This is a genomic window from Pseudomonas sp. CP-1 (assembly GCF_021213715.1).
Taxonomy (GTDB): domain Bacteria; phylum Pseudomonadota; class Gammaproteobacteria; order Pseudomonadales; family Pseudomonadaceae; genus Pseudomonas; species Pseudomonas aeruginosa.
This window is the reverse complement of the sequence record NZ_JAJQKY010000018.1, coordinates 14,340-39,811: the sequence shown is the minus strand read 5'-3', so window position 1 is coordinate 39,811 and position 25,472 is coordinate 14,340. Positions and strand designations below refer to the sequence as shown.

Sequence of the window (25,472 nt, the reverse complement as noted above, 5' to 3'; positions counted from 1 at the left end):
TCAGGCAGCGCCCGTCGCAGGGAACAGCAGGCGCAGGTGGGTCTTCTGCTGCGGTACGCTTTCCGCTTCGGCGCGGCCGCCGTGGTAGGCCATGATCGATTGCACGATGGCCAGTCCCAGGCCGGTGCCGGCCTGGGCTCCAGTCTGGCGTCCGGCGCGGCGGTAGAAGCGCTCGAACAGGTGCGGCAGGTACTCCGGTGGGATGCCCGGGCCGTCGTTGCTGACCCTCACCTCGGTGTGCCCCGCGCGCTCCCCGATCCGCACGTCGATGCGCCCGCCTTGCGGGGTGTGGCGCACGGCGTTGGACACCAGGTTGGAAATGGCGCGCTGGATCATCAGGTTGTCGCCGTGGGCGAAGCCGCTGCCGGACAGGCGCAGTTCGACGCCCTTGTCCTCGGCGACCATCTCGTACAGGTCGATGACCTTGGCCGCCTGCTCGTGCAGGGCGACGCAGCCGAACTGGGCCTGGATCGCCGGGTTGTCCACCTGCACCAGGAACAGCATGTCGGTGACGATCCGCGACAGCCGCTCCAGTTCCTCGGCATTGGACTCCAGGGCTTCGCGGTATGCCGCGCTGTCGCGATGCTGGCTGAGCAGCACCTGGTTGCGCACCAGCAGGTTGCAGATCGGCGCGCGCAGTTCGTGGGCCAGGTCGTCGGAGAACTGCGAGAGCTGGCGTACGCCATCCTCGAGGCGGCCGAGCATGTGGTTGAAGCTGCGGGCCAGGCTGTCCAGCTCGCGCGGCAGGTTCTGCTCGGGGATGCGGTAGGAGAGATCCTGCGGGCTGACCTGGGCGGCCACCCGGCGGAAGCGGTTCAACGGTTCGAGGCCGGCACGCACCACCCACCAGGCGGCCAGGGCGATCAATGGCAGGAGGAAGGGCAGGGCCAGCAGGGTGGCGCGGAGGAAACCGTCGAGCAGGCGCTCGTCGGCGTTGCGCTCGCTGCTCAGCAACACCTGTACCGGGGTGCCGTTCTTCATGCGCATGGAAGCGCCGATGCTCAGCAGGCGCTGGTCGTTGCCGGTGCTCCAGCTCTGGAACACCGGCTGGCGGGCGTCCGCCTGCAAGCGGGCGAGAAGCGCGCGGTTGGCCGCGACGCTGGCCGCGGCCTGGTCGCCGAAGCTCATCAGCGGCTGGCCGCTGCGGCTGTCGAGAATGCTCAGGTGCAGGCCGCTGTGGGCCACCAGTTGGTCCTGCAGGGCATGCGCCTGTACGGCCGGGTCGCTGCGCAGGTCGAGATCGTCTTCCAGGCTGTGGCGGATCTGCTCCAGCTTCAATTGCAGGTTTTCCCGCTCGCGGGCTTCCAGCTCGCGGCCGAGGTTCCAGTGCGCCATCGCGCCGAGCGCCAGGGCCAGCAGCGCGCCGAGGGCGCCGACCAGCAGGGCCAGGCGCAGCGACAGTCGGCCTGGTGGCGTCATCGGCGCGCTTCCAGGACGTAGCCGACGCCGCGAATGGTATGGATCAGCTTGAGGTCGAAGCCGTCGTCGATCTTCGCCCGCAGGCGGCAGATGGCGACTTCCACCACGTTGGAGTCGTTGTCGAAGTTCATGTCCCAGATCAGCGAGATGATCTGCGTCCGGGTGATGACGTCGCCGTTGCGCCGCATCAGCAGGTGCAGCAGGGCGAACTCCTTGGTCGTCAGGTTGATCCGCACCCGGCCGCGGAAGGCCCGGTGGCGGCTGGCGTCCAGCTCCAGGTCGGCGACCCGCAGGACGTCCTGCATCGGTGCCTGGTCGTGGCGGCGCAGCAGCGAGCGGACCCGCGCCAGCAGTTCGGGGAACTGGAACGGCTTGACCATGAAGTCGTCGGCGCCGAGATCGAGGCCGCGCACCTTGTCGGTCAGCCTGCCATGCCCGGTGAGCATCATCACCCGCGCGCTGCTGCGTTCGCGCAGGCGGCGGAGCAGGTCCCAGCCGTCGATGCCGGGCAGGTTGACGTCGAGGATCACCAGTTCGTAAGGGTGTTGCAAGGCCATGTGCAGGCCGTCGATACCATCGTTGGCGCGGTCGACGATGTAGCCGCTTTCGGTCAGGCCCTGGTGCAGGTAGTCGGCAGTCTTGACTTCATCTTCGATAATAAGGATGCGCATGTTCGCCCCTATATAAAGTATGGATTCATTTGCAAGTAAATGTTTAAGTGCATTGCTATAAAGTTACATTGCGGGCGTTGCCTGGATAGAGTCCTGGAAATGTAATTTCATATCGTTGCGCTGCTTCGATGATAATTATCGAATGACCGGGTAGTTCTCCCGGGAGTCCGCCTGAAAACTTTGGAAATGTCCGCGGCGCAAGCACCGCTGGGCGTGAGGGGCAATGCCTTTTGTAAGCGCATGTTGCTTTTGTCCCTATGTTTCATCCAACTATTGCCAGTCTCTTCGAAGGTTGCCGAAGTGTAACCGCTAATTGTCCGTGGAGAATATTCATTACCGACTTGTAATTCTTCCGTCACCTTGCCGATAAGCCCCGCTACCTAACATCTGCCGCATCCCGGAAGTGCAACTTCGAATATCGCCGGCGAGATATCGCCGATGAACGGTTGCGTGGTTCCGGGCCGGTAATGGATCGCCGTCGCCGACGACGATCAGCAGACGAGGAGCGGAACATGCCGATACTTCGGCCACTGGCCAGCGCGGGGAAACGCGCCTGCTGGCTACTGATGGGACTCTGCCTGGGCCTGCCGGCCCTGGCGAACGAGGCGCCGGTGAGTTTCAACGGCACTTCGATCAGCCTCGAGCAGGCGTTGGAGCGGGCCCTGCGGAGCAACCCCGAGCTGGCGGCGGTGGGGCGCGAGACCGAGATCGCCAGCGGCGCGCGGCAGCAGGCCGGGCTGATCCCCAACCCGGATCTGTCCTGGAGCGTCGAGGACACCCGCCAGGGCAATCGCCAGACCAGCGTCAGCATCGCCCAGCCGCTGGAGCTGGGCGGCAAGCGCGGCGCGCGGGTGGAGGTGGCGAAACGCGGCAGCGAGATCGCCTGGACCCAACTGGAAGTCCGTCGCGCCGAACTACGCGCCCAGGTCCGTGGCGCCTACTACGCGGCGCTGACCGCGCAGGAGCGGGTGCGCCTGGCGAAGACCTCCCTGGACCTGGCCAGGCGCGCGCTGCAGGCCGCCGACCGACGGGTCAAGGCCGGCAGCATCTCTTCGGTGGAACGGGTCCGCGCCCAGGTCCTGGCGGACAACGCCCAGCTCGACCTGAGCCAGGCGGAGCTGGAGCAGCAGCGCACCTATGTGCAGCTGTCGAGCACCTGGGACGAGCCGCAGCCAGGCTTCGCCAGGGTCGGCGGTGCGCTCGACGCGGTGCCGGCGAGCATCACCCGTGGCGCCTTGCTGCGCCATCTCGACGAGTCGCCGACCTTGCGCCTGGCGGCCCAGGAGGTAGCGCGCGGCGAGGCCCAGGTCGACCTGGAGAAGCGCCAGCGCATCCCCAACCTGACGGTCAGCATCGGCAGCAAGTACGACCAGACCGCCCGCGACGGACGTGGCGAACGGGTCAACCTGATCGGCCTGTCGATGCCGCTGCCGCTGTTCGACCGCAACCAGGGCAACATCTACGCCGCCCAGAGCCGCGTCGACCAGGCCCGCGACCTGCAGCGCGCGACCCTGCTGCGCCTGCGCAGCGAAGCGGTACAGGCCTACGACCAGTTGCGCACCTCGGAACAGGAGCTGGCGCTGGTCCGCCGCGACCTGCTGCCCGGCGCACAGAGCGCGCTGGACTCGATGACCCGCGGCTTCGAGATGGGCAAGTTCAACTTCCTCGACGTGCTCGATGCCCAGCGCACCCTGGTCGGCGTCCGTGCCCAGTACGTGCGCGCGCTGGACGCCGCGGCACAGGCGCGGGTGAGCATGGAGCGCCTGCTCGGCGAAGACATCGGCCACCTCGGCCAGTGAGATTTCCGGGGCGGGCCGCCGGCGCGCCCCCCGAACGGTTCGGGAGAACAGAATGGGCAAGAAGACGATTATCGCGGTGACCGCACTGGCACTGCTCGGCCTGGGCGGCGGCGCCTACCTGGAGCTGGGCGGCAAGGCGCCGGCCGGCGCCGGCGAAGCGGCCGCCGAGGGCGAGGGCAGCGGACCGCGCGGCGGCATGTTGTTGCGCCAGGGCGACCTGACCCTGGAACTGCTGGTGCCGGAGGACGGCAGCCCGCTCAAGGCCTGGGTCGAGCGCGGCGGCAAGGCGCTGGCGCCGCAGGAGGTGGTCCTCGGCGCCGACGTCGAGCGTGCCACCGGCGAGGTCGAGGACCTGCTGTTCAAGGCCAGCGGCGATGGCCTGGTGGCCAATGCCGGGATCGCCGAGCCGCATGCCTTCACCGCGCGCCTCAAGCTGATGGCCGGCAAACAGGGCTACGACTTCGCCTTCACCCGCGAGGAGGGCAAGCTGGAGCTGGATGCCGAGCAGATCGAGGCCGCCGGCATCACCCTCGATACGGCGCGGACGATCAGCCTGGCCCAGGTGGTCTCGCTGCCCGGCGAGATCCGCTTCAACGAGGACCGCACCGCGCATATCGTCCCGCGCCTGCCGGGGATCGTCGACAGCGTGCCGGCCAATCTTGGCCAGGCGGTGAAGCAGGGCGAGCTGCTGGCGGTGATCAGCAGCCCGCAGTTGTCCGACCAGCGCAGCGAATTCGCCGCCGCCCAGCGCCGCCTGAGCCTGGCGCAGAGCACCTACAAGCGCGAGCAGCAGCTGTGGAAGGAGGGCATTTCCGCCGAGCAGGAATTCCTGCTCGCCCGCCAGGGTTTGCAGGAAGCCGAGATCGCGCTGAACAACGCGCGGGCGAAGATCGCCGCGCTCGGCGGCAATCCCAGCCTGCAGGGCGGCAACCGCTACGAGCTGCGCGCGCCGTTCGCCGGGGTGCTGGTGGAAAAGCACCTGACCCAGGGCGAGCCGGTGGACGGCACCGCCAACGTCTTCACCCTGTCCGACCTGTCCTCGGTCTGGGCCACCTTCAACGTGCCCGCGCAACTGCTCGGCCAGGTCCGCGTCGGCAGTAAGGTCAAGGTGCTCGCCCAGGCGCTGGATAGCGAGGTGGAGGGCACCGTGTCCTACATCGGCGACCTGCTCGGCGAGCAGACCCGCGCGGCCACCGCCCGGGTCACCCTGAGCAACCCCGAGAGCACCTGGCGCCCGGGCCTGTTCGTTTCCGTGCAGGTGGCCGAGGCGACCCGCAAGGAAGTCCTGACGGTCGCCGACGGCGCGGTGCAGAACGTCGACGGCGAGGACGTGGTGTTCGTCCGCGTGGCCGACGGCTTCGTGGTCCAGCCGGTCAAGCTGGGCATCAGCGACGGCCAGCGCGTCGAGGTCCTCGAGGGCCTGCGCGCTGGCAGCCAGGTCGCCGCCAGCGGCAGCTTCATCCTCAAATCCGAACTGGGCAAGGGCTCGGCGGAACACGGTCACTGAGTCCCGCTCCAGGAGTCTTCGCATGTTCGAACGCATCATCCAATTCGCCATCGAGCAACGCTGGCTGGTCCTGCTGGCGGTCCTGGGGATGGCCGGGGTCGGCATTGGCAGCTACCAGAAGCTGTCCATCGACGCGGTCCCGGACATCACCAACGTCCAGGTGCAGATCAATACCGCCGCCCCCGGCTACTCGCCGCTGGAAGTGGAGCAGCGGATCACCTACCCGGTGGAGACCGTCATGGCCGGCCTGCCGGGTTTGCAGGAAACCCGTTCGCTGTCGCGGCCGGGGATTTCCCAGGTGACGGTGATCTTCGAGGAAGGCACCGACATCTACTTCGCCCGCCAGCAGGTCAACGAACGCCTGAGCACGGCGCGCGAGCAACTGCCGGAAGACATCTCGCCGACCCTCGGGCCGATCTCCACCGGTCTCGGCGAGATCTACCTGTGGACGGTAGAGGCCGAGGAGGGTGCGACCAAGGAGGACGGCAGCGCCTACACGCCCACCGACCTGCGCACCATCCAGGACTGGATCATCCGTCCGCAGTTGCGCAACGTGAAGGGCGTGGCCGAGATCAACACCATCGGCGGCTACGCCAAGCAATTCCTCATCGCCCCGGATCCGAAGAAGCTCGCGGCCTACAAGCTGACCCTCGGCGACCTGCAGAACGCCGTGCTGCGCAACAACGAGAACGTCGGCGCCGGCTACATCGAGCGGCGCGGCGAGCAGTTGCTGATCCGCGCGCCGGGCCAGGTCAAGGACATGGACGATATCCGCGGGATCATCGTTTCCAACGTCGACGGCGTGCCGATCCGTATCCGCGACGTCGCCGAGGTCGGCCTGGGCAAGGAGCTGCGCACCGGCGCGGCCACCGAGAACGGCCGCGAAGTGGTGCTCGGCACGGTGTTCATGCTGATCGGCGAGAACAGCCGGGAAGTGGCCCAGGCGGTCGGCCAGCGCCTGGAGGAGATCAACCGGACCCTGCCCAAGGGAGTCAAGGCGATCACCGTCTACGACCGCACCACCCTGGTGGACAAGGCCGTGGCCACGGTGAAGAAGAACCTGGTGGAAGGCGCGGCGCTGGTGATCGCGGTGCTCTTCCTGTTCCTCGGCAATATCCGCGCGGCGCTGATCACCGCCACCATCATCCCGCTGTCGATGCTGTTCACCTTCACCGGGATGGTCGGCAACAGGGTCAGCGCCAACCTGATGAGCCTCGGCGCGCTGGACTTCGGCATCATCGTCGACGGCGCCGTGGTGATCGTCGAGAACGCCATCCGCCGCCTGGCCCACGCCCAGGCCCACCACGGCCGCCAGCTGACCCGCGCGGAACGTTTCCACGAGGTCTTCGCCGCGTCCAGGGAGGCGCGCCGGGCGCTGATCTTCGGCCAGATCATCATCATGGTGGTGTACCTGCCGATCTTCGCTCTCACCGGGGTCGAGGGGAAGATGTTCCACCCGATGGCGTTCACCGTGGTCACCGCGCTGCTTGGCGCGATGATCCTCTCGGTGACCTTCGTCCCGGCGGCGATCGCGCTGTTCATCACCGGCAAGGTCAAGGAGGAGGAGAACTTCGTCATGCGCCGCGCGCGTCTGGCCTACGAACCGGCGCTGCGCTGGGTGCTCGGACACCGCGCGCTGGTGGTCGGCGGCGCCCTCGGCGCGATCCTGCTCACCGCGCTGGTGGCCTCGCGGATGGGCAGCGAGTTCATTCCCAGCCTCAGCGAGGGCGACTTCGCCATGCAGGGCCTGCGGGTGCCGGGCACCAGCCTGACCCAGTCGGTCGAGATGCAGCAGACCCTGGAGAAGAAGCTGATGGGCAAGTTCCCGGAGATCGAGCGGGTCTTCGCCCGCACCGGGACCGCCGAGATCGCCTCCGACCTGATGCCGCCGAACGCCTCCGACAGCTACGTGATGCTCAAGCCGCAGAGCCAGTGGCCGGACCCGAAGAAGTCGCGGGAGGCGCTGCTGGAAGAATTGCAGGCCGCGGCCCTTGAGGTGCCGGGCAGCGTCTACGAGTTCTCCCAGCCGATCCAGTTGCGCTTCAACGAACTGATCTCCGGGGTGCGCAGCGACGTCGCGGTGAAGGTCTTCGGCGACGACATGCAGGTGCTCAACGACACTGCGGAGAAGATCTCCAAGGTGCTGCAAGGCATCGACGGCGCCTCCGAGGTGAAGGTCGAGCAGACCACCGGCCTGCCGGTGCTGACGGTGGACATCGACCGCGACAAGGCGGCACGCTTCGGCCTCAATGTCGGCGACATCCAGGACACCGTGGCCACCGCTCTCGGCGGACGCAATGCCGGTACCCTGTTCGAGGGCGACCGCCGCTTCGACATCGTCATCCGCCTGCCGGAAACCCTGCGCGCCGACCTGCCGGCACTGTCCAACCTGCTGATCCCGCTGCCGCCGAACAACCTGGCGCGGATCGACTTCATCCCGCTGTCGGACGTGGCGCGCCTCGACCTCTCGCCGGGACCGAACCAGATCAGCCGGGAGAACGGCAAGCGGCGCATCGTGGTCAGCGCCAACGTGCGCGGTCGCGACATCGGCTCGTTCGTGCTGGAAGCGCAACAGAAGCTGCAGGACGGGGTGAAGATCCCGGCCGGCTACTGGACCACCTGGGGCGGCCAGTTCGAACAGTTGCAGTCCGCCGCCAAGCGCTTGCAGGTAGTGGTGCCGGTGGCGCTGCTGCTGGTGTTCACCTTGCTCTTCGCCATGTTCAACAACGTCAAGGACGGCCTGCTGGTGTTCACCGGCATCCCCTTCGCCCTCACCGGCGGGGTGCTGGCCCTGTGGCTGCGCGGGATACCGCTGTCGATCTCGGCGGCGGTGGGTTTCATCGCCCTGTCCGGGGTGGCGGTGCTCAACGGCCTGGTGATGATCTCCTTCATCCGCAACCTGTTGCAGGAAGGACGCAGCCTCGACCAGGCGGTGTGGGAGGGCGCCATCACTCGCCTGCGTCCGGTGCTGATGACCGCCCTGGTGGCGTCCCTCGGTTTCGTGCCGATGGCCCTGGCCACCGGCACCGGCGCCGAGGTGCAGCGGCCGCTGGCGACGGTGGTGATCGGCGGCATCCTGTCCTCGACCATGCTGACCCTGCTGGTGCTGCCGGTGCTCTATCGCTGGACCCACGGGCGCGACGCCGGACCGCGCGAGGAGACGCCGGCGGCCGGCTGAAGCGGGCGCGCAAGCGGGCCGGCAGGGGAAACCCTGGCGGCCCTTTTTCGTTGGCCGTTGGACGGATTCCGTTCGATTACCGCACGCGATTGCCGGCCCGGATTGTCGCCGGCGGAGGGCTTGCGTAGTGTGGGTGGACGTTCCGCGCCCGGCGCTTGGCGCCGCGCGACGATAACAACAACGATAGCAGCCTGAGTGTCCTGCCCATGAATGCCTCCTTGCTCAGCGAGCGCAGCCGGGTGTTCGAACGTGCCGACCCCTATGCGGTGTCCGGCTACGTCAACCGGCACGTCGGTACGCACTGCATACGCCTGCCGGCCGCCGGCAGGCCGCAAGCCAGCCTCGACCACCGCACCTTCGCCAGCCTCGACCTGTGCCGGATCAGCTACGGCGCGGCGGTACGGGTCACCTCGCCGGCGCTGGAAAGCATCTTCCACCTGCAGATCCTCCTGCGCGGCCACTGCCTGTGGCGCGGCGGCGGGCAGGAACACGCCCTGGCGCCGGGCGAGCTGTTGCTGATCAACCCGGACGATCCGGTCGACCTGACCTATTCGGCGGACTGCGAGAAATTCATCGTCAAGCTGCCCTGCGCGCTGCTCGAAGCGATCTGCGCCGAGCAGCGCTGGAGCCATCCGGCGCGCGGCGTGCGCTTCCTCGAACATCGCTATCGCCTGGACCAGTTGGAAGGCTTCGTCGGCCTGCTCGCCCTGGTCTGCCGCGAGGCGGAGTCCGGCGAGCGGCTGGCGCGGGTCGACAGCCACTTCGAGCAGATCCTCGGCAGCAAGCTGCTGACCCTGCTGAAGACCAACGTCAGCCGCGAGGACCCCGGCGATGCGCAGGTCGTCTTCGCCCGCCTCGATGCCTACATCCGCCGCCATCTGCAGAGCGAGATCGAGGTCGCGGCGCTGGCCGAGCAGGCGCACATGAGCACTCGCTCGCTGTACGCGCTGTTCGAGCGCCAGCTTGGCGAGAGCCCTCGGCAATACATTCGCCGGCTGCGCCTGGAGCGCATCCGCGCCTGCCTGGAAGACCCCGGCTGCCGGGTACGCAACCTCACCGAACTGGCCCTGGACTTCGGTTTCGCCCACCTCGGCCGCTTCGCCGAGCAATATCGCCGGCAGTTCGGCGAGCTGCCTTCGGAAACCCTGCGCCGGCGCGCCTAGCGCCGACCGCTACGGCGTGCAGGAATCGGCCAGCGATCCGCAGGCAACGGATATCCCCAGCAGCACGCGCTACCTAACCTGACCGGGCCTGAACAATAACAACGGAGGCCCCGGCCATGTCCCTGGGTAGCGATTACTTGCGTTCTCTGCTCGAGGAAGACCCCGAGCGCGGCGTCTACCGCTGCAAGCGGGAGATATTCACCGACCCACGCCTGTTCGAGCTGGAGATGAAGCACATCTTCGAGGGCAACTGGGTCTATCTCGCCCACGAAAGCCAGGTTGCCGGAATCAACGACTACCTGACCACCCAGATCGGCCGCCAGTCGATCGTCATCGCGCGCAACCGCGACGGCCAGCTCAACGCCTTCATCAACGCCTGCAGCCACCGTGGCGCGATGCTCTGCCGGCACAAGAGCGGCAATCGCAGCAGCTATACCTGTCCGTTCCACGGCTGGACCTTCAACAACTCCGGCAAGCTGCTCAAGGTCAAGGACCCGGCCGAGGCCGGCTACCCGCAGGGCTTCGACTGCGAGGGCTCGCACGACCTGACCCGGGTGGCGCGCTTCGAGTCCTACCGTGGCTTCCTGTTCGGCAGCCTCAACCCCGATGTCAGGCCGCTGGCCGAGCACCTGGGCGAGTCGGCGAAGATCATCGACATGATCGTCGACCAGTCGCCGGAAGGCCTCGAAGTGCTGCGCGGCTCTTCCAGCTATGTCTACGAAGGCAACTGGAAGCTTACCGCCGAGAACGGCGCCGACGGCTACCACGTCAGTTCGGTGCACTGGAACTACGCGGCGACCCAGAGCCAGCGCCAGCAGCGCGACGCCGCGGACCAGCTGCGGACCATGAGCGCCGCCGGCTGGGCCCGGCAGGGCGGCGGCTTCTACTCGTTCGAGCATGGCCACATGCTGCTCTGGAGTCGCTGGGCCAACCCCGAGGACCGGCCGGCCTTCGAGCGCCGCGCCGAGCTTGCCCGCGACTTCGGCGAGGCCCGCGCCGACTGGATGATCGAGAACTCGCGCAACCTCTGCCTGTACCCCAACGTCTACCTGATGGACCAGTTCAGCTCGCAGATCCGCATCGCCCGGCCGCTGTCGGTGGACCGTACGGAAATCACCATCTACTGCATCGCGCCGAAAGGCGAGAGCGCCGAGGCGCGCGCCCGGCGCATCCGCCAGTACGAGGACTTCTTCAACGTCAGCGGCATGGCCACCCCGGACGACCTGGAGGAGTTCCGTTCCTGCCAGCAGGGCTACCAGGGCAGCGTGGTCGGCTGGAACGACCTGTCGCGCGGCGCCGAACACTGGATAGAGGGCGCCGACGCGGCGGCCGCGGCCATCGACCTGCGGCCGCGCCTGAGCGGCGTGCGCACCGAGGACGAAGGGCTGTTCGTATTGCAGCATCGCTACTGGCAGGAGGCGCTGCTCGCCGCCCTGGAGCGCGAACGGACGCAGCGCGTGGCGCTGCGGGAGGTGGCGTCATGAGCCTGGGCTACGACGCCCTGCGCGATTTCCTCTACCGCGAGGCGCGCTATCTCGACGACAAGGATTGGGACGCCTGGCTGGCGTTGTACGCCGCGGACGCCAGTTTCTGGATGCCGTCCTGGGACGACCGCGACCAGCTCACCGAGGACCCGCAGCGGGAAATCTCGCTGATCTGGTACGGCAACCGCGGCGGTCTGGAGGACCGGGTATTCCGCATCCGCACCGAGCGCTCCAGCGCGACCCTGCCGGACACCCGCACCTCGCACAACCTGAGCAACATCGAACTGCTCGGTGAGGACGACGGCATCTGCCGCGCGCGCTGCAACTGGCACACCCTGAGCTATCGCTACAAGACCGTGGACAGCTACTTCGGCACCACCTTCTACGACCTCGACGTACGCGGCGAGAGTCCGCTGATCAAGGCCAAGAAAGTGATCCTGAAGAACGACTACGTTCGCCAGCTGATCGACGTCTACCACGTCTGACGCCCGCGCCGGCGGGCTGTCGAGGGACATGCCATGAACCATCGGATCGCACTCAACTTCGAAGACGGGGTGACCCGCTTCATCCATGCCGCGCCCGGCGAGACCGTGGCCGACGCGGCCTACCGCCAGGGCATCAACATCCCCCTGGACTGCCGCGACGGCGCCTGCGGCACCTGCAAGTGCCTGGCCGAGGCCGGGCGCTATGCGCTGGGCCAGGACTACATCGACGATGCCCTCAGCGCCGAGGAAGCCGCCCGCGGCTACGTGCTGACCTGCCAGATGCGCGCCGAAAGCGACTGCGTGCTGCGCGTGCCGGCGTCCTCGACCCTGTGCAGGACCGGCCAGGCGCGCTACGAGGCGCGCATCAGCGAAGTCCGGCAACTGTCGCCGAGCACCATCGGCCTGTCGCTGCGCGGCGAGGCGCTGGCCAGCCTGGCGTTCCTGCCCGGGCAGTACGTCAACCTCCAGGTGCCCGGCAGCGAGCAGCGCCGCGCCTACTCCTTCAGCTCGCTGGCGAAGGACGGCGAGGTCAGCTTCCTGATCCGCAACGTCCCCGGTGGGCTGATGAGCGGCTTCCTCAGTGGCACGGCCAGGGCCGGCGACAGCCTGGCGATGGACGGCCCGCTGGGCAGTTTCTACCTGCGCGAGATTCACCGGCCACTGCTGATGCTGGCCGGCGGCACCGGCCTGGCGCCGTTCACCGCGATGCTCGAACGGATCGCCGAGCAGGGCAGCGCGCACCCGCTGCACCTGGTCTACGGGGTGACCCACGACGTCGACCTGGTCGGGCTCGAGCGCCTGGAGGCGTTCGCCGAACGGATTCCCAGCTTCACCTGGAGCGCCTGCGTGGCCAGCGCCGACAGCGACTATCCGCGCAAGGGCTACGTGACCGAGCACATCGCCGCGCAGCACCTGCACGAGGGCGACGTCGACATCTACCTGTGCGGGCCGCCGCCGATGGTCGAGGCGGTCGAGCGCTACCTGCGCGAGCAGGGCGTGCGCCCGGCGAATTTCTACTACGAAAAGTTCGCCGCCAGCGCGGCCTGAACCCGAGCGAGCCAAGGAGCTTCCCATGAACGACAGATTCCGCGACAAGGTCGCCCTGGTCAGCGGCGCCGCCCAGGGCATCGGCCTGGGCGTGGCCCGGCGCCTGCTGGAGGAAGGCGCGCGGGTGGTGGCGGTGGACCGCTCTGAGCTGGTCCACGAATTGGCCGGCGACGCCTGCCTGTGCCTGACCGCCGACCTGGAGCGCTACGCCGAATGCCAGCGGGCACTGGAGCGGACCCTGGAGCGTTTCGGCCGGCTGGACATCCTGGTCAACAACGTCGGCGGCACCCTCTGGGCGAAGCCCTACCAGCACTACGCCGAGGACGAGATCGAGGCCGAGCTGCGGCGCTCGCTGCTGCCCACCTTGTGGTGTTGCCGCGCGGCGCTGCCGGCGATGCTGGGGCAGGGTAGCGGGGCGATCGTCAACGTCTCGTCGGTTGCCACCCGCGGGGTCAACCGGGTGCCCTATGGCGCCGCCAAGGGCGGGGTGAACGCGCTGACCGCCTGCCTGGCGTTCGAGACCGCCGACCAGGGCATCCGCGTCAACGCGGTGGCGCCGGGCGGCACCGACGCGCCGCCGCGAAGGATTCCGCGCAACGCCGCGGCGCAGAGCGAGGAGGAGCGGCGCTGGTATCGACAGATCGTCGAGCAGACCCTCGACAGCAGCCTGATGAAACGCTACGGCAGCATCGACGAGCAGGTCGCGGCGATCCTCTTCCTCGCCTCCGACGAGGCGTCCTACATCACCGGCGTGACCCTGCCGGTAGCTGGCGGCGACCTCGGCTGAGCGCTTCAGTCGCCGCTTTCGGTGAACTTCTCCAGGTACAGCCGCAGATGTTCCAGGGAGCGCTCGCGCAGCCACTGGCGGACCGCCTCGACCATCGGCGGCGGCCCGCACAGGTAGAGGTCGAAAGCTTCGTCGCGCAGGCGGGCGGAGTCGAAATGCTCGTGCAGGTAGCCGCGCCGGCCGTCCCAGTCGGCGTCCGCCTCGCTGAGCACCGGGACGAAGCGGAAGCCGGGAAGCCGCTCGGCGTAGCCGGCGATCCGCTGCAATTCGCAGAGATCGGCGGCGCGGCGTACCCCGTAGTAGAGATGCACCGGCCGCTCGCAGCCGCGCTCGGCCAGTTCGTCGAGCATGCCGAGGAACGCCGACAGGCCGGTGCCGCCGGCCACCAGCAGCAACGGGCGCTCCACCTGACGCAGGTAGAAGGTGCCCAGCGGCGCCTCGAAGCGGATCTCGTCGCCGACCCGGCACCCTTGGCGCAGGTAGTCGCTCATGGCGCCGCCCGGGAGCAGGCGGATGAGGAACTGCAGGTGGTTCTGCGGATTCGGCCGGTTGGCGAAGGAGTAGGCGCGCCGGCAGTCGCTGCCGGGTACTTGCAGCCGCGCGTACTGGCCGGGCAGGAAGTCCAACTGGCGGCCCGCGGCGCCGGCGTCGAGGCGGAGCAGCGCGGTGTCCTCGGAGAGCAGGCGCAGTTCGCGCACCACGCCGCTGTGCGCCTGGGCCGCGGCGGCGTGGCAGAGGGTCGAGGCGAAGTCGAAGTAGAAGGCCGCGTCGGAGCGCACCCGGGTCTGGCAGGCGAGCACCTTGCGCTGCTCCAGGTCGGCGGCGGAGAGGGTGTCCTCGTCGGCGTAGTCCAGGCTGTAGCTGCCCGCCTCGCAGCGGCCCATGCAGGTGCCGCAGACCCCTTCGCGGCAGTCCAGCGGCAGGTTGATGCCGTGGCGCAGGGCGGCGTCGAGGAGCAGGTCGTCGTGGCCGACGGGCAGGAACAGGGTCTTGCCGTCGGCGAAGCTGAGGGCGACTTTGTGATTCATCGTGACGGGGCCCGCCGTTCAGAGGTGGTAGAAGTCGAGGACCGAGTCGATCCGGTCGTTGAGCAGGACGATGTGCTTGCGCGCGATCAGCCAGGTCTCGCCATGGGGTTTCAGGCGGTAGGTGGCATGGCCGAAGAAGCTGCCGGTCTGGTCCAGGCGCTGGAACAGGGTCTGCCAGTTGACCCGCACTCGCAGCAGGCCCTCGCCTTCCTCGGCGATGCGCACGTTGCCGATCTGGTGCAGGGTGCGCGGCATCGGCACGGTGGACGCGGCCTTGCCGGTGCGGATACGGAACACCCGGTCTTCCAGGCCGGCACGGCTGGGGTAGTAGATCAGCGACATCTCGCGCTTCGGATCGCGGGTGTAGCGCTGCTCGGACTCCCACTGCGGCAGGTGGAACTCGCACTGTTCGTCGAACTGCGCGAGGTAGCCGTCCCAGTCCTGGGCATCGCAGAGTTCGGCGTGGCGGTAGAGGAACTGTTCGACGCGGTACTGCAGTCCGGCGTTCATGGGGTCACCTCCTTCGCGCGCAGGGCCAGGCGCTCCAGGCCGTCGAGGAGGAAGCGCCGCCAATGCGCGTGCTGGTTGACGTAGAGGCCTTCATGGGTGATCTCGGTGCCGGTCAGCAGCGGCGCGATACCCAGCGCCTGGCTGTTCGGCGTCGCGCCTTCGAGCCACTTGCCGTGGCCGCGGGAGATGTCGCTCCAGCGCTCCAGGCGGGCCTGGAAGCCACGCTGGGCTTCGCGGAACTCCACCAGGTCGTCGGGCGTGCCCATCCCGGAGACGTTGAAGAAGTCCTCGAACTGGCGGATCCGGTTCTCCCGGTCGGCGTCCGACTCGCCCTTGACGCCGATGCACTGGCTGACGATCTCGGTACGGTTCCAGGCCAGCGGGCGGACGATGCGCAGCTGCGAGCTGATCTGGTCGATGACGAACAGGCTGGGGTAGAGATTGAGGTTGCGCAGGCGATGCATCATCCACTCGGCGCGGGCCTGGCCGTATTCCGCCACCAGCCGCGGCATCACGCTGGCGTAGCCGGGGCGTACGGCGGGGTTGGGCATCTCGCTGAAGAGCACGCTGTGGCCGTTGGCGAAGGAGAACCAGCCGTCGTCGGTGGCCGCGTCGCCGGCGCCGAGCTTGCTGTAGTCGAGGGTGGCGGCCGCGCCGCCGCGCTCGGCCTCGACCTGCTGGCGGTGCTGCACGGTGGCTACGTAGTTGTAGTGCACGGTACTGACGTGATAGCCGTCCAGGCCATTCTCGTTCTGCAGCTTCCAGTTGCCTTCGTAGGTGTAGGTGGAGGTGCCGGGCAGCACTTCCAGCTCGCCGCTGGGAGACTGCGCCACCAGCATGTCGAGGAACACCCGGGCGTCGCCGAGGAAGTCCACCAGGTCGTCCTCGCCGGCGACGTCCAGGCTGACGAAGACGAAGCCCTTGTAGCTCTGGATGCGCGCTTTCTTCAGGCCGCGGGTGGCCTTGTCGAAGCCTTCCGGGTATTCGCCCGGCGCCTTGACCTTCACCAGCCGGCCGTCGTTCTTGTAGCACCAGGCATGGAACGGACAGGTGAAGGTCGACTGGTTGCCCTTGCCGACCCGCACCAGGGTCGCGCCGCGATGCTGGCAGGCGTTGACCAGCGCGTGCAACTGGCCGTTGCCGTCGCGGGTGACGATCAGCGGCTGGCGTCCGGCGCGCAGGGTGACGAAGTCGTGGGGCCTGGCCAGTTCGCTTTCGTGGCAGGCGTAGATCCAGTTCTTTTCGAAGATCAGCTCCATCTCCAAGTCGAACAGCTCCGGTTCGGTGAACATGTCCCGGGCGATGCGGAAGATGCCTTCCTCGGGACGGAAGTCGAGACAGCCGCCGACATAGTCGCGCCACTGTTCGAGGCTTCTGCGGGTAGCGTTCATGCGTTCTCACCCTTGTGCGTTGTCGTTATGGGTGAGCCATTCAACGGCCACGAGCGGGGGCGGGCTATCCGCTTAGTCGACGATGCGCATCCCGAAAATGTGCGGCCGCCGAGGAGCGGCCGAGGGCCTCGCGGAGGGCTCGTTCCGGGTTCGAGCGGCGCTTGCGGCGGACGCTTTGTCCGGAAAGTCGGCGAACGCTATCCGGATAGTGGAGGATGCGGGGAGTCGGCCTTGCGCCGGCACATGCCTTGCATTTTGCTGAAAACAGAGCGCCAGCAGAGCGCACCCCCAGCCTTGCCGTGTCGAGTGCCGAACCATGATGAGGAGCCATCCCGTCGCCGATCGTGGCGATCTCCATGCCGACCACCTGGACCTGGCCGCCGCCCGTTCCTGGATGTCGAAGGTCTGCGGGCCGCACCGGCTCGAAGCGGCGAGCCCGGGACTGGTGCAGTTCCAGCACCACGGCAACGTGCTGAAGTCGATGTGCACCACCCTCGGCTACATCGGCTACGGCACCGACGTCACCATCACCGTCGAGGATGCCGCGGCGTTCAACGCCTACAGCCTGAGCCTGCCGCTCAGCGGCGAGCAGGAGCTGTGCCGGGGCGGGCTGCGCCTGCTCTCCGACGTCCGCCGCGGGGTGATCATCGCGCCCAACGAGCGCCAGGAGCTGAGCATCGCCGGGGACTGCCGCAAGTTGCAGGTGGTGATCGGCCGCACGGCGATGCGCAAGGTCCTGGAGGAGATGTTGCAGCGGCCGATCGATACGCCCTTGCGCTTCGATCCGGAAATGGATGCCCTGGACGGCGCCTCCGCGTCCTGGTGGCGCACCGTGCGGCACATCAGCGAGGAGATGGCGCGCAGCGAACTCTACGCCCAGGCGTTTTTCAGCAGCGACCTGGAGCGCGCGCTGATCAAGGGACTGATCCTGGCCCAGCCGAACAACTACAGCGAGGCCCTGCAGCAGGGCCTTGGCGGGCGCCCGCCGCACTACCTGCTGCGTGCCCGCGAGTTTCTCCAGGCCAACGCCCGCGAGACCCTGAGCCTGGAGGACGTGGAACGCGCCGCCGGAGTCTCGCGGTTCAAGCTGTTCGAGGGCTTCCGTCGCTACTTCGGGGTGTCGCCGATGAGCTACCTGAAGCACTACCGACTCGCCGCGGTGCGCGAGGAGATCCTCGCCAGCGGCGGCGCCCGCAGCATCTCGACGATCGCCCTGGGCTGGGGCTTCAGCCACCTCGGACGCTTCTCCGTGGACTACCGCAAGCGCTTCGAGGAAACCCCGAGCATGACCCAGCGCCGCGCCGCGCGGCGCTCCTGAGAGGGCACTCAGGCGTCCTCGCGGCCGATCAGCGCCAGGCAGCGCCGCAGGTGCGGAGAGCCGTCGCCCTGGCGCCGGCTGACGATGATCGGCGAGGTCAGGGAGGCGTCGGCCAGGGCCTGGTAGGCGACGTCGTCGCGGTGCTGCAACTGCACCGAGGCCGGCACCAGGGTCGCGCCGAGTCCGGCGGCGACCAGGCCGATGGCGGTCTGCATTTCGTTGGCCCATTGCGTCACGCGCAGGCTCAGGCCGTGAGTGGCGAACAGCGCCAGCACATGGTCGGCGTAGCTCGGTCGCGGCTGGCCGGGGTAGAGCACGAACGGTTCGCGCGACAGGCGCTCCAGGCTCAGCGGCTGGCCGAGCAACGGGTGCCCGGCGGGCAGGGCGGCGACCAGCGGCTCTTCGCTGAGCACGCTCTGGCGGATCGCCGGGTCGTCGATGCGGATGCGTCCGAAACCGATGTCGATGCGCCCGCTCTTCAGCGCCTCGACCTGTTGCAGGGTGGTCATCTCCAGCAGGCCCAGCTCCAGCTCCGGGTCGCCGCGCAGGTGGCGGATCAGCTCCGGCAGCACGCCATACAGCGCCGAGGGCACGAAGCCGATGCCGAACCACTGGCGCTGGCCCTGGCCGATCCGCCGGGTGCTGTCGCAGATGCTCTCCAGTTGGTCCAGGAGCGTCGCGCTCTGTTCGTGGAAGAAGCGCCCGGCTTCGGTCAGGCGCAGCGGCCGGCCGCGCTCCAGCAGGGCCACCCCGAGCATTTCCTCGAGTTGCTGGATCTGCCGGCTCAGCGGTGGCTGGGCGATGTGCAGTTGCTCGGCGGCGCGGGTGAAGTTGAGGGTCCGGGCCAGCGCCTGGAAGTAGCGCAGGTGACGAAGCTCCATGATACCTCCAGGGTATGGTTCGAGAGGAAGATGATATTGGACCCCAGTGAAGAAGGCGATGGATGCTTGGCCGAAACGACGGCGAAACCCGCTCGGTATCGAGCGAGCCTTGAGCGGCGAACCGTCGAAAACCCGACCGCAACCCTGGTGGACCCCCGAGAATGAGCCAAGCCGTGATCCAAAGCCTCGAGTCGATCATCGTCGACCTGCCGACCATCCGCCCGCACAAGCTGGCCATGCACACCATGAACCGGCAGACCCTGGTGATCCTCCGCCTGCGTTGCAGCGACGGCATCGAGGGCCTCGGCGAAGCCACCACCATCGGTGGCCTGGCCTACGGCAGCGAGAGCCCGGAGAGCATCAAGAGCAATCTCGACGCGCATTTCGCCCCGTTGCTGCTGGGCCAGCCGGCGGACAACGTGAATGCCGCGATGCAGCGCCTGGACCGGCATATCAGGGGCAACACCTTCGCCCGCTCGGCGGTCGAGACCGCCTTGCTCGACGCCCATGGCAAGCGCCTCGGCCTGGCCGTCAGCGAACTGCTCGGCGGCCGCCTGCACGACAGCCTGGAGGTGGCCTGGACCCTGGCCAGCGGCGACACCGGCCGCGACATCGAGGAAGCCGAGCGGATGCTCGACCTGCGCCGCCACCGGCACTTCAAGCTGAAGATCGGCGCCGGTGAGGTGGATGCCGACGTGGCCCACGCGATCGCCATCAAGCGCGCCCTTGGCGAGCGCGCCAGCGTGCGGGTGGACGTCAACCAGGCCTGGGACGAAGGCGTTGCCCAGCGTGCCTGCGCGACGCTCGGCGACAACGGCATCGCCCTGATCGAACAGCCCATCGCCCGCCACAACCGCATCGGCCTGGCGCGCCTGAGCAGCCGCGGCGGCGCGCCGATCATGGCCGACGAGGCCATCGAGAGCGTCGAGGATGCCTTCCACCTGGCTCGCGAGGGCGCCGCCCCGGTGTTCGCCCTGAAGATCGCCAAGAACGGCGGACCGCGCGCGGTGCTGCGTAGCGCGGCGATCGCCGAGGCGGCCGGGATCGGCCTGTACGGCGGGACCATGCTCGAGGGCGGCATCGGCACCCTGGCCGCCGCCCACGCCTTCGTCACCCTCGACCGCCTGGCCTGGCACAGCGAACTGTTCGGCCCGTTGTTGCTGACCGAGGACATCCTCCTCGAGTCGCCGCGCTACCAGGATTTCCACTTGCACGTGCCGCGTGCGCCGGGTCTCGGCCTGGCGCTCGACGAGGAGCGCCTGGCGCGCTTCCGCCGGCGCTGAAGCCATTCCGCAGACAGAGGAGAAACGACCGATGCTGTTCCACGTGAAGATGACCGTGAAGTTGCCCGTCGACATGGACCCGCAACAGGCCGAGCGGCTCAAGGCCGAGGAGAAGGAAATGGCCCAGCGCCTCCAGCGCGAGGGCAGCTGGCGGCACCTCTGGCGGATCGCCGGGCACTACGCCAACTACAGCCTGTTCGACCTGCCCAGCGTCGAGGCGCTGCACGACACCCTGACCCGGCTGCCGCTGTTTCCCTACATGGACATCGAGATCGACGGGCTTTGCCGGCATCCCTCGTCGATCCATGCCGACGACCGCTGAGATTCCCTTCCCACGCCCGACAACAACAAGCAGAGGCAAACGCCATGACCGTGAAGATTTCCCAGACTGCCGACGTCCAGCGCTTCTTCGAAGAGGCCAGCGGCCAGCTCAACGAACGCGGCGATCCGCGCACCAAGGCCCTGGTGCGGCGCATCCTCGACGACACGGCGAAGTTGATCGAAGAGATGCAGGTCACGCCCGACGAATTCTGGAAAGCGGTGGATTACCTGAACCGCCTGGGCAGCCGCCAGGAGGCCGGCCTGCTGGCCGCCGGGCTGGGCCTGGAGCATTACCTGGACCTGCTGCTCGACGCCCAGGACGCCGAGGCCGGCCTCACCGGCGGCACGCCGCGCACCATCGAAGGGCCGCTGTACGTCGCCGGCGCGCCGCTGAGCGACGGCGAGGCACGGATGGACGACGGCCGCGACCCCGGCACCGTGATGTTCCTCCAGGGCCGCGTCAGCGGTCCCGACGGCCAGCCGCTGGCCGGAGCCATCGTCGACGTCTGGCACGCCAATACCCAAGGCACCTATTCCTACTTCGACAGCAGTCAGTCCGAATACAACCTGCGCCGGCGCATCCGCACCGACGCCGACGGCCGCTACCGTGCGCGCAGCATCGTGCCCTCCGGCTACGGTTGCCCGAGCGACGGCCCGACCCAGGAGCTGCTCGACCGCCTCGGCCGCCACGGCCAGCGGCCGGCGCACATCCACTTCTTCGTCTCGGCGCCCGGCCATCGCCACCTGACCACTCAGATCAACCTGGCGGGCGACCGCTACCTGTGGGACGACTTCGCCTACGCCACCCGCGATGGGCTGATCGGCGACCTGCGCTTCAACGACGACCCCGCCGCGGCCCGCGACCGCGGCGTGGAGGGCGGACGCTTCGCCGAACTGGATTTCGACTTCCAGCTCCAGGCCAGCCCGGCGCCTGCCGCCGAGCGCCGCAGCCAGCGGCCGCGGGCATTGCAGGAGTAAGGCGGGGAGCGGGGAGGGCGGCTGGTCGCTGGCGACCATGCCGCCTTCTTCCGCCAGGCGCGACGGCGGATAAAAAAAGGCGCCATGACTGGCGCCTCAGGACTTGTCCAAAGGAGCAACCCAAAAAGGACAAGTGTATTGCTCGGTGAAAGGCTGCTCAGCCGTTGCCGTTCTTGCGCTCGGCGCATTTGCTGCGGTCGGTCTTCTGCGCTTGCGCTTCCAGTTGTTGCTTCTGCAGGCGCTTCTCGCGCAGTTCTTTCTGCGCGGCGCGGAATTCGGCGTTGTACTGCCAGGAGCGTTCGCTGCCGTCCTGAGCCTGGGCAGTGCCGGCGCCGGTCGCCAGCAGGGCGGCCAGCAGCATCGGGATGATCTTCATGGCAAACCTCTCGGGTTGGCTCGTCGCCGGGGCGAGGTATTCGTCCCGTTTGAGCAAAGAGTAAGAGCGGACGGATTACCCGAGGGTGAGTGGAAAATTACGTTTCCGATAACTTCGGCGATGCTCCGTTGCATGGCGGAGGAGTCTGCGCGAAGCGCATTAAGTGCGAGTTAAGATTGCGGAAAAGTAATCCCCGCCTCATGTCTGCGTCATTTCCCCGGATCCAGAATCAGCCTCACGGTCAATGCCGGTTGCGGCAGGACTGCGCGGGGGCGCGATCGACCAGAAGTTCACGCACAGCCAGCGCCGCAAGGCATGGCCGCAGAAGAAAAACAGACATGAACCGATCTGGAGCAATCGCCATGCAAGGGGATGGAAAGAAACGACTGTGGACGCTTCCACTGCTGCTGGGCGCTGGAGTGATGGCCTCGGCCGTCGCCGAGGAGAACGCCGAGCGGAGCAAGGAAGGTTTCATCGAGGGCAGCGAGGTCAACCTGCTGCTGCGCAACTTCTACTTCAACCGCGACTTCCGCAAGGGCCAATCGAGCCCGGCGGGCGGCGGCTACACCGAGGAATGGGTGCAGGGCTTCATGGCCAACTTCTCCTCGGGCTTCACCCAGGGCACGCTGGGCGTCGGCATCGACGCCTTCGCCCAGCTCGGCGTGCGCCTGGACAGCGGCGGCGGGCGTTCCGGCGCCGGCGGTAGCGTCGACCTGCTGCCCTATGACGACCAGGGGCGGCCGCAGGACGACTATTCGCGAGCCGGCGGCGCGGTCAAGCTGCGTTGGTATGGCACCGTGCTGCGGGTCGGCGACGTGTTCCCGGAAACCCCGGTGATCCAGTACGGCAACAGCCGGCTGTTCCCCTCCAGCTTCCGTGGCTTCACCCTGGTCAACGACAGCCTGGCGAAGGGCCTGACCCTGCAGGCCGGCAAGCTGAACTCGATGACCCAGCCGAACAGCACCAGCGGCAGCGACGACTTCTACAGCTTCTACACCGGCCGGCGCATCGACTCGCCGTGGGTCGCCTACGCCGGCGGCGACTACCAGGCCACCGAGCACTGGAGTGTCAGCCTCTACGGCAGCCGCCAGAAGGACGCCTGGGACCAGTACTACGCCGGCACCAGCTTCAACTATCCGCTGGACGACAAGCTGTCCCTGCTCGGCGGCGCCAACTACTACAAGGTCAAGGACCAGGGCAGGCAGGTGATGGGCGAACTCGACAACGACATCTGGAGCGTGCGCGGCGGCTTCGCCTACGGCCCGCACCAGGTGCTGCTGTCGTACCAGCGCAACAACGGCGACGACGACTTCGACTACCTGCGCCAGACCGACTCCATCTACCTGGACAACTCGATCCAGTACAGCGACTTCAACTCGCCCAAGGAACGCTCGCTGATGCTCCGCTACGACCTCGACATGGCCGCCTTCGGCGTGCCGGGGCTGAGCTTCATGACCCGCTATGGCAAGGGCTGGGACGCCGATTATTCGAATGCCAACAGCGTCTACATGCGCACCGACGCCAACGGCAACCCGCTGACCAACCAGGGCCGCTGGGAACGCGACGTGGAGGTCAAGTACGTGGTGCAGGGCGGCGCGGCCAAGGACCTGGCGTTCCGCGTGCGCCAGGCCACGGTGCGCTCCGACAGCTTCGAGTCGGACCTCGACGAAGTCCGCCTGATCGTCGAATACCCGCTGCAAGTCCTCTGAAGGCGCGCCGCCGCCCCGTCCGGGGCGGCGCTCTGCGACAGCCCGTTGCTGGCGGCTGCGCGGCGGCGCTGCTACTTTCCTCTGGGTAGGCGGGCCGAAGGGCGGTTCCTGGCCGGGCATGGCTTCGGCCTGCCGGTGGGCGCCGCGACCCGAACCTCGGCCACGCCATTCCACCCATGCCGCCCGGGCACCGGCGTGCCCGTGGCAGCCCAGGCTACGGGCGCCGCGTAGCCAGCCAAGCGGGAGTCGACATGGCCTCGTGGACCTTGGTGGACGCCAGTGCGATCGCTGTCCGCCATCCCTACACCTTCTACAAACCGGACGCGGAGACCATCGACCGGGTCGCCGCCGGGGAAAGCGTCAAGCTGATCTTCGCCTTCGATACCGACAACCCCGATGCGCCGCGCGCCGAGCGGCTCTGGGTGACGGTCGAGGGCATCGAGGCGGATGGCGCCTTCAGCGGCCGCCTGGACAACTATCCGCAATACATCCGCGACCTGTCGCTGGGCGAGCGCATCGTCTTCGAGGCGCGGCACATCATCAACACCGAGCACGACCCGCGGGAAACGCCGATCTCGCGCTATGCCCGGCGCTGCTTCGTGACGCGCCGGGTGATAGACGAGGGGAAGGCGGTCGGCTACCTCTACCGCGAGGCGCCGGAAGAGGAAAACGACAGCGGCTGGCGGCTGATGGCCGGCGACGAGTCGGACGACTACATGAATACCGCCGGGACCACCGCCTACGTCAGCCTGGGCTCGGTGCTGAACGCCGACGACAGCATCCTGCCGCTGCTCGACGCGCCGCCGGGACGGGCGTTCGAGCGGCTGGCCGACGGTTCCTTCATCGAGGTGCAGGGACCGGAGGGTTGAGCCTCAGCCTGGCAGCTCGGCGAGGAAGCGCTCCAGGCGCTCGGCCAGGGCCAGGTAGTCGTCGGGACTGCGGTTGCTGCCCATCTTTCCCGACCTGACCCGCCTGGCGTCGCTGCGCTCGCGCTCGGCGCGGCTGGCGAGGGCCAGACGCAGGGCGCTGGCCCGCGCCGGCGACTCCTCCAGCAGCGGTCGCGCCATGATCCGCGCGGCGTCGGCGTCGCCGTATTGCAGGGCGAGGAGCACCGTATTCGGGTCGGAGACCGCGCCGAGCCGCAACAGGCGTTCGGCCAGGACCGCATCGAGGTGCGCGGCGCCGATCTGCAGGCTGTCCTGGTGCACCGCGACGCCCTGGTCGAGCAGCCATCCGGCGGCCTCCAGGCGCCCGCGGGCGAGGCAGGCCTCCAGCACGCCGCCGCGTCCGCGCAGGGTTTCGGCGAAGTCGCAGCCGGCATCGCGCAGGCGTTGCAGCAGGTCGATGTCGCCGTCTTGCGCAGCTTCGGCCAGGGCCAGTTGACGCAGCCTTGGCTCGGCGGCCAGGCTGCCGTCGGCGAGGGCCGGCCGCCAGTCGAGGATGCGCTGGCGCAGCAGGACTTCCAGGCGGCCCTTCAGCGCCTTGCCGGGCTCCCCGGCGGCCTCCAGGGCGTCCAGCGCTTCCAGTAGCTCGTCGGCCACGCCGCAGGCGTTCTCGGCATCGAACGGATCCTGTTCGAAGGACAACAGGCGGAACAGCCCGCCGACATCGTCGGCCAGGCGCGTCAGCGAATCCTGGTGCAGGCGTCCGGCCCAGGCCGGCGGCAGGCCGTGGCTCCAGGCGATTACCGCGCCATGCTCGGGGCCGGGTTCGACGCAGACGTAGAGCCGCTCCAGGTACTCGAAGCCACCGAACGGCAGGTAGGCCAGCTTGCCGTTCCAGTCGCGGCCTTCTTCTGCCGCGGCTTCCGCCGCCAGCTCGCGCTCATGTTCGATCCAGCCCCAGAGGTCGTGGTAGCCGTCGCTGTCCGGATAGAACAGTTCGCTGAAAGAGAACGGGTGGCGGTGGCCGTCGTAGTCGACTTCCAGGTCATAGCCGAGGCGCCCGCCGAAACAGGTGCGCCAGAGGCGTAGCAGGTCTTCTGGAATCGGTCCGGCCAGGCCTTCGGCAAGACGCTGGACGTGTTCGGCGGACACCGGCGGCTGGGCGTCGTATACCACGCAGCCGTCGAACACGGCCAGGCGATGGGCCAGCAGGAGTTGGCGTTCGGCGGGGGAGAGTTCCATTCTCTGTGGTC

General features: G+C 68.1%; 22 protein-coding genes. 14 read left to right on the top strand and 8 right to left on the bottom strand.

Translation table 11 applies throughout. From position 1 onward, the window contains the following. Together LT948_RS26205 and LT948_RS26200 are read right to left on the bottom strand one after the other, a co-directional pair. On the bottom strand, window positions 1–1,419 hold the full coding sequence (locus LT948_RS26205) for a sensor histidine kinase (protein ID WP_023091710.1): 1,419 nt from the start codon (window positions 1,417–1,419) through the stop codon (window positions 1–3). Continuing rightward, window positions 1,416–2,090 carry a heavy metal response regulator transcription factor gene (locus LT948_RS26200; protein WP_003089900.1) on the bottom strand — a complete coding sequence of 225 codons (675 nt, stop codon included), beginning with the start codon at window positions 2,088–2,090 and terminating at the stop codon, window positions 1,416–1,418. The genes LT948_RS26205 and LT948_RS26200 overlap by 4 nt, the downstream gene beginning before the upstream one ends. Window positions 2,091–2,602: 512 nt before the next feature. Here LT948_RS26200 and LT948_RS26195 point away from each other — a divergent pair. The 8 genes from LT948_RS26195 (at window position 2,603) to LT948_RS26160 (ending at window position 13,540) form a co-directional block, all read left to right on the top strand. Then, the gene (locus tag LT948_RS26195) at window positions 2,603–3,889 is read left to right on the top strand and encodes a TolC family protein (RefSeq protein WP_003089893.1); all 1,287 of its coding nucleotides are present in this window, start codon (window positions 2,603–2,605) and stop codon (window positions 3,887–3,889) included. A 52-nt stretch (window positions 3,890–3,941) separates the two neighbouring features. Next, window positions 3,942–5,396, top strand: coding sequence for an efflux RND transporter periplasmic adaptor subunit (locus LT948_RS26190; protein WP_003109532.1), 1,455 nt, complete (start codon window positions 3,942–3,944; stop codon window positions 5,394–5,396). Between the two features lie 22 nt (window positions 5,397–5,418). Next, window positions 5,419–8,574 (top strand): efflux RND transporter permease subunit, encoded by a 3,156-nt coding sequence (locus LT948_RS26185; protein ID WP_003139106.1) that lies wholly within the window; start codon window positions 5,419–5,421, stop codon window positions 8,572–8,574. Between the two features lie 206 nt (window positions 8,575–8,780). Continuing rightward, window positions 8,781–9,737, top strand: coding sequence for an AraC family transcriptional regulator (locus LT948_RS26180; RefSeq protein WP_003109534.1), 957 nt, complete (start codon window positions 8,781–8,783; stop codon window positions 9,735–9,737). A 116-nt stretch (window positions 9,738–9,853) separates the two neighbouring features. Next, a complete protein-coding gene (gene benA / locus LT948_RS26175; protein WP_033954518.1) occupies window positions 9,854–11,221 on the top strand; it encodes a benzoate 1,2-dioxygenase large subunit in 1,368 nt (455 codons plus the stop codon). After that, window positions 11,218–11,706, top strand: a complete 489-nt coding sequence (gene benB, locus LT948_RS26170) for a benzoate 1,2-dioxygenase small subunit (RefSeq protein ID WP_003120077.1) — start codon at window positions 11,218–11,220, stop codon at window positions 11,704–11,706. The genes benA and benB overlap by 4 nt, the downstream gene beginning before the upstream one ends. 33 nt (window positions 11,707–11,739) lie before the next feature. Then, a complete protein-coding gene (gene benC, locus LT948_RS26165) occupies window positions 11,740–12,753 on the top strand; it encodes a benzoate 1,2-dioxygenase electron transfer component BenC (protein ID WP_033954517.1) in 1,014 nt (337 codons plus the stop codon). 25 nt (window positions 12,754–12,778) lie between these two features. After that, window positions 12,779–13,540 (top strand): 1,6-dihydroxycyclohexa-2,4-diene-1-carboxylate dehydrogenase, encoded by a 762-nt coding sequence (locus tag LT948_RS26160; protein WP_003089880.1) that lies wholly within the window; start codon window positions 12,779–12,781, stop codon window positions 13,538–13,540. A gap of 5 nt (window positions 13,541–13,545) precedes the next feature. Here the strand turns inward: LT948_RS26160 and antC are convergent, their stop codons facing one another. From antC to antA, 3 genes are read right to left on the bottom strand one after another with little or no spacing between them, the layout of a single operon-like run. Continuing rightward, window positions 13,546–14,568: an anthranilate 1,2-dioxygenase electron transfer component AntC gene (antC, locus tag LT948_RS26155; RefSeq protein ID WP_015502832.1), complete on the bottom strand. Its 1,023-nt coding sequence runs from the start codon at window positions 14,566–14,568 to the stop codon at window positions 13,546–13,548. Window positions 14,569–14,586: 18 nt separating this feature from the next. Further along, window positions 14,587–15,078 (bottom strand): anthranilate 1,2-dioxygenase small subunit, encoded by a 492-nt coding sequence (gene antB, locus LT948_RS26150; protein ID WP_015502833.1) that lies wholly within the window; start codon window positions 15,076–15,078, stop codon window positions 14,587–14,589. Continuing rightward, window positions 15,075–16,469 carry an anthranilate 1,2-dioxygenase large subunit gene (gene antA, locus LT948_RS26145; RefSeq protein WP_033956484.1) on the bottom strand — a complete coding sequence of 465 codons (1,395 nt, stop codon included), beginning with the start codon at window positions 16,467–16,469 and terminating at the stop codon, window positions 15,075–15,077. Before antA ends, antB begins: the two co-directional genes overlap by 4 nt. 316 nt (window positions 16,470–16,785) lie before the next feature. Between antA and LT948_RS26140 the strand changes: the two genes are divergently transcribed. Beyond that, window positions 16,786–17,787, top strand: coding sequence for an AraC family transcriptional regulator (locus LT948_RS26140; protein WP_003089872.1), 1,002 nt, complete (start codon window positions 16,786–16,788; stop codon window positions 17,785–17,787). Between the two features lie 8 nt (window positions 17,788–17,795). On the opposite strand, the gene LT948_RS26135 is transcribed toward LT948_RS26140, so the two are convergent. Next, a complete protein-coding gene (locus LT948_RS26135; RefSeq protein WP_003089870.1) occupies window positions 17,796–18,668 on the bottom strand; it encodes a LysR family transcriptional regulator in 873 nt (290 codons plus the stop codon). Between the two features lie 161 nt (window positions 18,669–18,829). On the opposite strand from LT948_RS26135, the gene LT948_RS26130 reads away from it, so the two are divergent. The 3 genes from LT948_RS26130 to catA are packed head-to-tail and all read left to right on the top strand — an operon-like array spanning window position 18,830 to window position 21,250. Continuing rightward, the gene (locus tag LT948_RS26130) at window positions 18,830–19,951 is read left to right on the top strand and encodes a muconate cycloisomerase family protein (protein WP_003139111.1); all 1,122 of its coding nucleotides are present in this window, start codon (window positions 18,830–18,832) and stop codon (window positions 19,949–19,951) included. A gap of 31 nt (window positions 19,952–19,982) precedes the next feature. Then, the gene (gene catC / locus LT948_RS26125; protein WP_003089864.1) at window positions 19,983–20,273 is read left to right on the top strand and encodes a muconolactone Delta-isomerase; all 291 of its coding nucleotides are present in this window, start codon (window positions 19,983–19,985) and stop codon (window positions 20,271–20,273) included. Between the two features lie 44 nt (window positions 20,274–20,317). Continuing rightward, a complete protein-coding gene (gene catA / locus LT948_RS26120) occupies window positions 20,318–21,250 on the top strand; it encodes a catechol 1,2-dioxygenase (protein ID WP_009314156.1) in 933 nt (310 codons plus the stop codon). 157 nt (window positions 21,251–21,407) lie between these two features. On the opposite strand, the gene LT948_RS26115 is transcribed toward catA, so the two are convergent. Then, window positions 21,408–21,626, bottom strand: a complete 219-nt coding sequence (locus tag LT948_RS26115; RefSeq protein ID WP_033938693.1) for a hypothetical protein — start codon at window positions 21,624–21,626, stop codon at window positions 21,408–21,410. Between the two features lie 362 nt (window positions 21,627–21,988). Between LT948_RS26115 and LT948_RS26110 the strand changes: the two genes are divergently transcribed. Continuing rightward, entirely contained in the window at window positions 21,989–23,335 is a 1,347-nt protein-coding gene (locus tag LT948_RS26110) for an OprD family porin (protein WP_022580469.1), read from the top strand. Between the two features lie 251 nt (window positions 23,336–23,586). Beyond that, window positions 23,587–24,204: an immunity protein Imm33 domain-containing protein gene (locus LT948_RS26105; protein ID WP_003089860.1), complete on the top strand. Its 618-nt coding sequence runs from the start codon at window positions 23,587–23,589 to the stop codon at window positions 24,202–24,204. Window positions 24,205–24,207: 3 nt separating this feature from the next. Here LT948_RS26105 and LT948_RS26100 read toward each other — a convergent pair whose 3' ends face one another. After that, window positions 24,208–25,461 (bottom strand): SMI1/KNR4 family protein, encoded by a 1,254-nt coding sequence (locus LT948_RS26100; RefSeq protein WP_003131306.1) that lies wholly within the window; start codon window positions 25,459–25,461, stop codon window positions 24,208–24,210. Between the last annotated feature and the right edge of the window lie 11 nt (window positions 25,462–25,472).

What these genes read in the sequence shown, in the direction of transcription:
- LT948_RS26205 (WP_023091710.1), bottom strand. Translation starts at nt 1,419, where the DNA reads ATGACGCCACCAGGCCGACTGTCGCTGCGCCTGGCCCTGCTGGTCGGC.
- LT948_RS26200 (WP_003089900.1), bottom strand. Translation starts at nt 2,090, where the DNA reads ATGCGCATCCTTATTATCGAAGATGAAGTCAAGACTGCCGACTACCTG.
- LT948_RS26195 (WP_003089893.1), top strand. Translation starts at nt 2,603, where the DNA reads ATGCCGATACTTCGGCCACTGGCCAGCGCGGGGAAACGCGCCTGCTGG.
- LT948_RS26190 (WP_003109532.1), top strand. Translation starts at nt 3,942, where the DNA reads ATGGGCAAGAAGACGATTATCGCGGTGACCGCACTGGCACTGCTCGGC.
- LT948_RS26185 (WP_003139106.1), top strand. Translation starts at nt 5,419, where the DNA reads ATGTTCGAACGCATCATCCAATTCGCCATCGAGCAACGCTGGCTGGTC.
- LT948_RS26180 (WP_003109534.1), top strand. Translation starts at nt 8,781, where the DNA reads ATGAATGCCTCCTTGCTCAGCGAGCGCAGCCGGGTGTTCGAACGTGCC.
- benA (WP_033954518.1), top strand. Translation starts at nt 9,854, where the DNA reads ATGTCCCTGGGTAGCGATTACTTGCGTTCTCTGCTCGAGGAAGACCCC.
- benB (WP_003120077.1), top strand. Translation starts at nt 11,218, where the DNA reads ATGAGCCTGGGCTACGACGCCCTGCGCGATTTCCTCTACCGCGAGGCG.
- benC (WP_033954517.1), top strand. Translation starts at nt 11,740, where the DNA reads ATGAACCATCGGATCGCACTCAACTTCGAAGACGGGGTGACCCGCTTC.
- LT948_RS26160 (WP_003089880.1), top strand. Translation starts at nt 12,779, where the DNA reads ATGAACGACAGATTCCGCGACAAGGTCGCCCTGGTCAGCGGCGCCGCC.
- antC (WP_015502832.1), bottom strand. Translation starts at nt 14,568, where the DNA reads ATGAATCACAAAGTCGCCCTCAGCTTCGCCGACGGCAAGACCCTGTTC.
- antB (WP_015502833.1), bottom strand. Translation starts at nt 15,078, where the DNA reads ATGAACGCCGGACTGCAGTACCGCGTCGAACAGTTCCTCTACCGCCAC.
- antA (WP_033956484.1), bottom strand. Translation starts at nt 16,469, where the DNA reads ATGAACGCTACCCGCAGAAGCCTCGAACAGTGGCGCGACTATGTCGGC.
- LT948_RS26140 (WP_003089872.1), top strand. Translation starts at nt 16,786, where the DNA reads ATGATGAGGAGCCATCCCGTCGCCGATCGTGGCGATCTCCATGCCGAC.
- LT948_RS26135 (WP_003089870.1), bottom strand. Translation starts at nt 18,668, where the DNA reads ATGGAGCTTCGTCACCTGCGCTACTTCCAGGCGCTGGCCCGGACCCTC.
- LT948_RS26130 (WP_003139111.1), top strand. Translation starts at nt 18,830, where the DNA reads ATGAGCCAAGCCGTGATCCAAAGCCTCGAGTCGATCATCGTCGACCTG.
- catC (WP_003089864.1), top strand. Translation starts at nt 19,983, where the DNA reads ATGCTGTTCCACGTGAAGATGACCGTGAAGTTGCCCGTCGACATGGAC.
- catA (WP_009314156.1), top strand. Translation starts at nt 20,318, where the DNA reads ATGACCGTGAAGATTTCCCAGACTGCCGACGTCCAGCGCTTCTTCGAA.
- LT948_RS26115 (WP_033938693.1), bottom strand. Translation starts at nt 21,626, where the DNA reads ATGAAGATCATCCCGATGCTGCTGGCCGCCCTGCTGGCGACCGGCGCC.
- LT948_RS26110 (WP_022580469.1), top strand. Translation starts at nt 21,989, where the DNA reads ATGCAAGGGGATGGAAAGAAACGACTGTGGACGCTTCCACTGCTGCTG.
- LT948_RS26105 (WP_003089860.1), top strand. Translation starts at nt 23,587, where the DNA reads ATGGCCTCGTGGACCTTGGTGGACGCCAGTGCGATCGCTGTCCGCCAT.
- LT948_RS26100 (WP_003131306.1), bottom strand. Translation starts at nt 25,461, where the DNA reads ATGGAACTCTCCCCCGCCGAACGCCAACTCCTGCTGGCCCATCGCCTG.